This window comes from Bradyrhizobium sp. Ken01, from assembly GCF_055807355.1.
In genome coordinates this window covers 25,722-32,437 of the sequence record NZ_JBVVPC010000064.1, presented here as the reverse complement: position 1 = coordinate 32,437, position 6,716 = coordinate 25,722, and the positions used below count along the sequence as shown (strand labels likewise).

Genomic DNA, 6,716 nt, shown 5'->3' with positions numbered 1-6,716 from the left:
GCACAAGAACTTCACGATGAGTCCTCGTGGAGATGAGAAACCGTGCGCTGTGTGCTTGACTGGGGACATCAGAATGGAATGGTCCGGCCGTGCTCCGGCCCTGCCAGCACGAGAAGCTGGCAAGGGGCGCCCAAGACAAGGAGCACGCCATGTCTCAGAAACTCGACGCTTCGCCCGCCGTCATCGGCATCGATATCGGCAAGAACTCGTTCCACATCATTGGCCAGAATCAGCGCGGCGGCATCGTGCTGCGGCAGAAGTGGTCGCGCGGCCAGGTGGAAACGCGGCTCGCCAACCTGCCGCCGTGCTTGATCGGCATGGAGGCCTGCGTCGGCGCGCATCACCTCAGTCGCAAGCTGCAAACGCTTGGCCACGACGCCCGCTTGATGCCGGCGAAATACGTGCGCCCCTATTCGAAGGGACAGAAGAATGACTTCCGAGATGCGGAAGCCATCGCCGAGGCGGTCCAACGCCCGACCATGAAGTTCGTCGCAACCAAGACCGCCGACCAGCACGACCTGCAGGCGCTGCACCGCGTGCGCGAGCGATTAGTCGGTCGGCGCACCGGCGTCATCAATCAGATCCGTGCGTTCCTGCTGGAGCGGGGCATCGCCGTGCGGCAAGGCCTGCGCTCCCTGCGGTCCGAGTTGCCGGGTATCCTCGCGACGCGCACCGATGTGCTCTCGCCTCGCATGTTGCGCATCATCGAGGATCTGGCGGGTGACTGGCGCCGGCTGGATGAGCGTATCGAGGACCTCTCCAGCGAGATCGAAGCATTGGCCCGTCAAGACAAAGGCTGCGAGCGACTGATGACGGTGCCCGGCATTGGCCCGATCATCTCGAGCGCGATGGTGGCTGCGATCGGCACTGGAGACGTGTTCTCGAAAGGCCGCGACTTCGGCGCCTGGCTTGGACTGGTGCCGAAGCAGATATCGACCGGCGACCGCACGATCCTCGGCAAGATATCAAGGCGCGGCAATCGCTACCTGCGCGCGCTGTTTGTGCAGGCCGCGTGGGTTGTGCTGGTCAAGGTCAAGGGCTGGGAGCGCTATGGCCTCAAATCTTGGATCGAAGCCGCCAAGAAACGATTGCACCACAACGTGCTAGCGATTGCGCTCGCCAACAAGCTCGCCCGGATCGCCTGGGCGGTTCTCAACAAGGGACGCGCCTTCGAGTGCGTCAACACGGAGGAGACGGCGTCCCGAGCTGCCTGATCCTCGCACCGTGCTCGGGGCCATCAAGGCGCGGCCTGACCGCGGTAGAGCAAGACGTCAGGACAGCACGACGGCCGGCCTTGACGGCCCTTGCGCGCGGCGCGTCTGCGCGCGCAGGCCGGGACAAAGGAACGACCGCCAGGCACGAACTAAGGAACAGCACGAAGTGAGGTGCGATCGATGACGTAACCAACATCCCTTACCCGCCGAGGTCTGCGAGAGGAATGAGACAACGATGGAGGATCGGTCTTCCCGGCGCATGCGAACACTGGTGACCCGAATGGCCCGTTCGAGGCCTGTCCGCTAATTAGCTCGAATGCGCGCTGATACCCATGATGGCCCGGAGCACAACACGCTCCAATCAGAGGCCGGATACATTGATGCAAGACCGCATCTGCCAGGTTGACGAAACCTCTTGCAACGCGCGGCCGGACCATACATTCGGGTCATGTCCCCGGTGGTGGTGTAGCTCGGTAGAGCAAAGCCGCCCGGACGCGCGCCCCCAATAGCGCCGTAGCGGGCGGGCGGCTTTGCGGTGGTCACCGGCAGTTCTCCGGTAGGATCGGGTTGCGACACACCAACGCAACCAGAGGAACCACCGATGACCGACGAGATGATGAACCTGCGCACGCTGGTAGAGAAGACCCCGACGCCGATCTGCTCCGCGAGATGATCGGCTTTGCCGCCCAGCGCCTGATAGAGCTGGAAGTGGGAGGCCAGACCGGGGCGGCCTATGGCGAGAAGAATCCCGAACGCCTGGCCCAGCGCAACGGTTACCGCGACCGGATCTGGGAGACCCGTGCCGGCGCCGTCGAGCTGCGCATCCCCAAGCTGCGTAAGGGCTCCTACTTCCCAGGGTTCCTGGAGCCGCGCCGCATGGCCGAGAAGGCGCTCACCGCCGTGGTGCAGGAGGCCTATGTGCAGGGCGTTTCGACCCGCTCGGTCGACGATCTGGTGCAGGCCATGGGCATGACCGACATCTCCAAGAGACAGGTGAGCCGACTGTGCGGCGAGATCGACGACAAGGTGAAGGCCTTCCTCGCCCGTCCGATCGAGGGCGACTGGCCGTATCTGTGGATCGACGCCACCTACGTGAAGGTGCGCCAGAATGGCCGCATCGTATCTGTCGCAGTGATCGTCGCGGTCGGCGTCAACAGCGACGGCCGGCGCGAGGTACTGGGGATGAACATCGGCCCCTCCGAGACCGAGACGTTCTGGACGGCGTTCCTGCGCAAGCTCGCCTGCCGCGGCCTGCGCGGCGTCAAGCTGGTCGTCTCCGACGCCCACGAGGGCATCAAGGCCACCGTAGCCAAGGTGCTCAATGCCAGCTGGCAGCGGTGCCGCGTCCACTTCATGCGCAACGCGCTGGCGCATGCCGGCAAGAGCGGGCGGCGGGTCGTCTCCGCGTTCATCGCCACAGCCTTTGCCCAGGACGATGCCGAGGCCGCCCGCACTCAATGGCGCAAGGTCGCCGACCAGCTCCGGCCAAAGCTGCCGAAACTCGCCGGCTTCCTCGACGAGGCCGAGACCGACGTGCTCGCCTATATGACCTTCCCACCGCAGCACCGCACCAAGCTGCACTCCACCAACCCGATCGAGCGCCTCAACGGCGAGATCAAGCGTCGGACCGAGGTGGTCGGCATCTTCCCCAACGAGGACGCCATCGTTCGCCTCATCGGCGCGATCCTGCTCGAACAGAATGATGAATGGGCCGTCCAGCGCGTCCGTTACATGACACTGGAAACGCCCTTGAGCGATGATCCGAGCGTCAGCCTCACGGCGATCGCCAGCTGACCGGCCCGGGTCTCGCCGGCGAACGCGGTGATACACCGCCAGCTACACCACGCCACGGGACACGATCTCTTTCGCCCAGGATATTTCGAATCTTCGTGTCAGGGGGATCTGTGTTGAACTGGGAAAATCGTTTCAGAATGGCCGCCGAACAGCCTAAACAATGCATCTCGCCGGCACCATGCAAGCGCTCGATCTGAGACAGCTCTGGGACGCCATGCGTGGACTTTTGTCCTCTATCAACGCTCGATTGGCCGTCGCATCTTGTTGAGATGCTGACGGCGCCTTACGGTGAGCTGTGGGAGTCCTGCTTTGATTCTGACGGGGCTCTCGAAGCATCGACCCCTGCTTTCATCGGCTGTGATTATCCAATGGCTACCCAGATCCACGCAGCTGGTAGGAAGCCTGGGACTGCACACTTCGGCTGTCGTGTAGCATGGCTCCGATATTCCGAGGCTGCCTTATTGAGGACGATCTGATGGCGTTAACGCCGCATGCTGATGGACTGTTCCAGTTCAGCCGGTCCTCGCGGATTTCCGCGTAACAGAGAGAGCATGTGACTGTGAACGACACGATGAAGCACATCAGGCGTTCGTTACGCGTGTTCGGCGGAATTGCTCTCGTCCTCGGCGTCTCGTCCGTGCTCGGACCTAACAATGTGCGATCCGAAGCCCTCAAAGGCTTTGGCGTTGGAGCGACGGGCGGCCTTGGAGGCGAGGTAGTTCAGGTCAGATCAGCCAAAGATCTGACGTATGAGCTGTGTCGTTCCTACAGCTTCGGGTACTGCAGTAACAATACCCCGCGTGAGATCCAGGTAATAGGAACTATAGACTTTACTGCCACGGAAGGGCGAGGCGAAGGGCAGGGTTGCCAATATGGCCGTGCTTGTTCGGCACCTTACAAGCGTGAATCCCTTCTTCTTATGGATGGCAACGACGCGCATTGCGATGGGAAGGAGAAGATGTTGGTCGGCTTCGACAGGGCCGGTAAGCGTCCGCTGGAAATCGGCTCAAACAAGACAGTGATCGGTGTTGGCCCGAACGCTACAATGAAAGGGAAGGGGCTGCGCCTGAATGCGGTCAGCAACGTCATTATTCGCAACCTGACCATCGGTGATATCAATAGCGGCGTGATATTTGCCGGCGATGCTATTGCAATTGCACGAGCCGACCTGGTTTGGATCGACCACAACCGGTTTCATAACGTCGGGCGGCAGATGATTGCCGGCGGCTTTGGCCCGACGACGAACATTACGATTTTCTGGAACGACTTCGATGGCAGCGATACCTATTCCTCCTATTGTAACGGAGAGCACTATTGGAATCTCCTGTTTCTCGGTGTCCCGCAGACGATTACCATCGTAAATAACTATTTCCATGAGATCTCGGGGCGGGCGCCGCACATTGACGGTGCGCAGGGCATTATTCATCTCGCTAACAATTACTTCCACAATACAAATGCGCAACAGAGCGGCGGATTTTTCCATGCGGTGGACGCTGGACCATCTGTGCAAGCACTGATCGAGGGTAATTACTTTGACAACATTGAAACACCTATAAAGACTGGTAGTGGACATATCTTTGGCTTCCTAGGCAAAGCCAGCGCGACCGTGCAGAGCATCTGCTTCAGCGTGCTCGGACGTCGGTGCATCGAGAACATCGCGATCCCAGTGCCGCGGATCAACGGCTTTCGCCTGGATCAAACCGTAATTCAATCGTTTGGAGCTCTTCCAAGGTCATCTATTCCTCTTCCATTTTCAGCGGAGGATGTTCCGGCAGTGATCACGGCCAGGGCAGGTCCCGGACACCTTGAGAACCGGTGATAGCTCGTTCGCAGACGCGGCTCGAGACTGGGCCGATTGCCGCAAATAGTTGGCCAGAAGGCGCGTACTGGACGAGAACGGCACGCATGCCGGACCTTGCACGCGGGCGGTATGGCCTTCTTCGGGTGCCGAGCTTTAGAATCCCTGTCGATTGTGCGCGCTATGCCTTTCGCCGCCGGCCTAGGCGCTCGTCTCAGATTGTTACGTCGGGTTTTGGTGGGGTCGGGTTGAAAAGGATGGGAGGCGGCATCGACTTCATGGCAAACTGTTCGAATTATCATCCGATCCGCGACCTGACGGACGTTCACAGCTCCGTTTTCCGTCTGGCATGGTGCTTGCTCAAGAGCACCCGTAGCGCGAGGTTCGCCTTCGAAACCGAGTGACACGCGCCCTCGTCCGCGTAAAGAATCCGCAAAACCTGGAAAAATTCGCGATGAATGAAACAGCTTCGAGCGAGAGTGGCATTCCACCGACCGACGTCGTCGAGCGCGCAGCGCGCATCGGTGTTGAAATCAGAAATATCAAGCTCTCGGGTGATTTGCCGAGCAAAACCGTCGCTGCGATCAACAGCTTGCTGCTCGAACACAAGGTGATCTTCTTCCGCGATCAGGCGCATCTTGACGACCCGGAGCAAGAGCGTTTTGCTGCTTGTTTGGGAAAGCTGGTGCCGCATCCGACACTCGGTGCGATCAATGGAACGACCTCGATCATCGAGCTTGATTCCGCGCGCGGAGGTAGCCGGGCGGATGTATGGCACGCCGATGGAACCTTTCTCGCGGCGTATCCCAAACTTGCGGTGCTGCGAGCCGTTGTGATCCCATCGTCGGGCGGCGATACGATTTGGTCGAACGCCGTGGCCGCCTACCTAGATTTGCCGCGGCCGCTCCAACGGCTTGCCGACGAACTCTGGACCGTTCACAGCAACGCCTTCGACTACGCTGGGACCTGCCGTGTTCGCGAAATCGACCAGAAGCATTTTGACGAAGTCTTTACCAAAACGATTTATGAGACAGAGCATCCGGTGGTCCGTGTACATCCCGACACCGGCGAGCGCGCGCTGGTGCTCGGCGATCTGGTGCAAAGGTTTGTCGATATTCCGAAACGCGACGGTCAGAAGCTGTTTGATCTATTCCAGTCCCATATCATGGCGCCCGAAAACACCGTACGCTGGAGCTGGAAAGAAGGCGACGTCGCGATCTGGGATAACCGCGCAACGCAGCATTATGCGGTCAATGATTACGGTGATCAGCATCGCGTGGTTCATCGTGCCACAATCGATGGTGACGCGCCCGTCAGCGTCGATGGCCGATGCAGTGTAACGCGCCTCAAGTCGACGAAATACCCCTCCACGACAGTTGCCTAGCAGCTCGGCAATTCATCGATAATGCACTGCTCTTATCGAATGTTCGCGCGAATAGATATTTGCGAAGAAAAGTTCACCGAGCAGAACGCCGCGCGCAATTGGATGGGAGGGGCTAACGCGCCGCAGACTCGCGAGCCGACCTCCTTGCTGAAGTGAGATGCTGAAAGCTCATCTCAAGCCAGCGGAAATTGATTCAGTATTCAAGTAGCGCAAGTCATCCGGCCGCGGCAGCTTGATTTGCCGCGGAGGATACGTGTCCGCCGACCTTGTGCATCGGCTTTCGGCCAGCGTCACAACCGTCGGGCAGAAATAGCGCGAGTCTGAGGCAGCGAAGCAATGTGGCTGCCGCAAGAGCAGCATTCGATTGAACAAATGAGCACCAGAGATCAATTCCGCGGCCGGAGGGTGTAGATCTTGCGCAATACGACGCGGCCTACCGCTCGTAGACGAAGCAGCAAGGCTCTAACCTACCATTCCCAACAGCATACTACCTTGGACATCACGGCTAAGTTTACGCGGTACCCGG

Annotated in this window: 3 protein-coding genes and 1 pseudogene; all 4 read left to right on the top strand. The window is 59.8% G+C overall.

The window, feature by feature from the left end; translation table 11 throughout:
* The first annotated feature begins 149 nt into the window (after positions 1-149).
* The 4 genes and pseudogenes from AC0L3S_RS35805 (at position 150) to AC0L3S_RS35790 (ending at position 6,190) form a co-directional block, all read left to right on the top strand.
* A complete protein-coding gene (locus tag AC0L3S_RS35805; RefSeq protein WP_259219173.1) occupies positions 150-1,214 on the top strand; it encodes an IS110 family RNA-guided transposase in 1,065 nt (354 codons plus the stop codon).
* A gap of 601 nt (positions 1,215-1,815) precedes the next feature.
* A pseudogene (locus AC0L3S_RS35800) lies at positions 1,816-3,008 on the top strand (IS256 family transposase).
* Between the two features lie 559 nt (positions 3,009-3,567).
* Entirely contained in the window at positions 3,568-4,827 is a 1,260-nt protein-coding gene (locus AC0L3S_RS35795) for a pectate lyase family protein (protein WP_259219174.1), read from the top strand.
* Positions 4,828-5,260: 433 nt separating this feature from the next.
* Positions 5,261-6,190: a TauD/TfdA dioxygenase family protein gene (locus AC0L3S_RS35790; RefSeq protein WP_259219364.1), complete on the top strand. Its 930-nt coding sequence runs from the start codon at positions 5,261-5,263 to the stop codon at positions 6,188-6,190.
* The last annotated feature ends 526 nt before the right edge of the window (positions 6,191-6,716 follow it).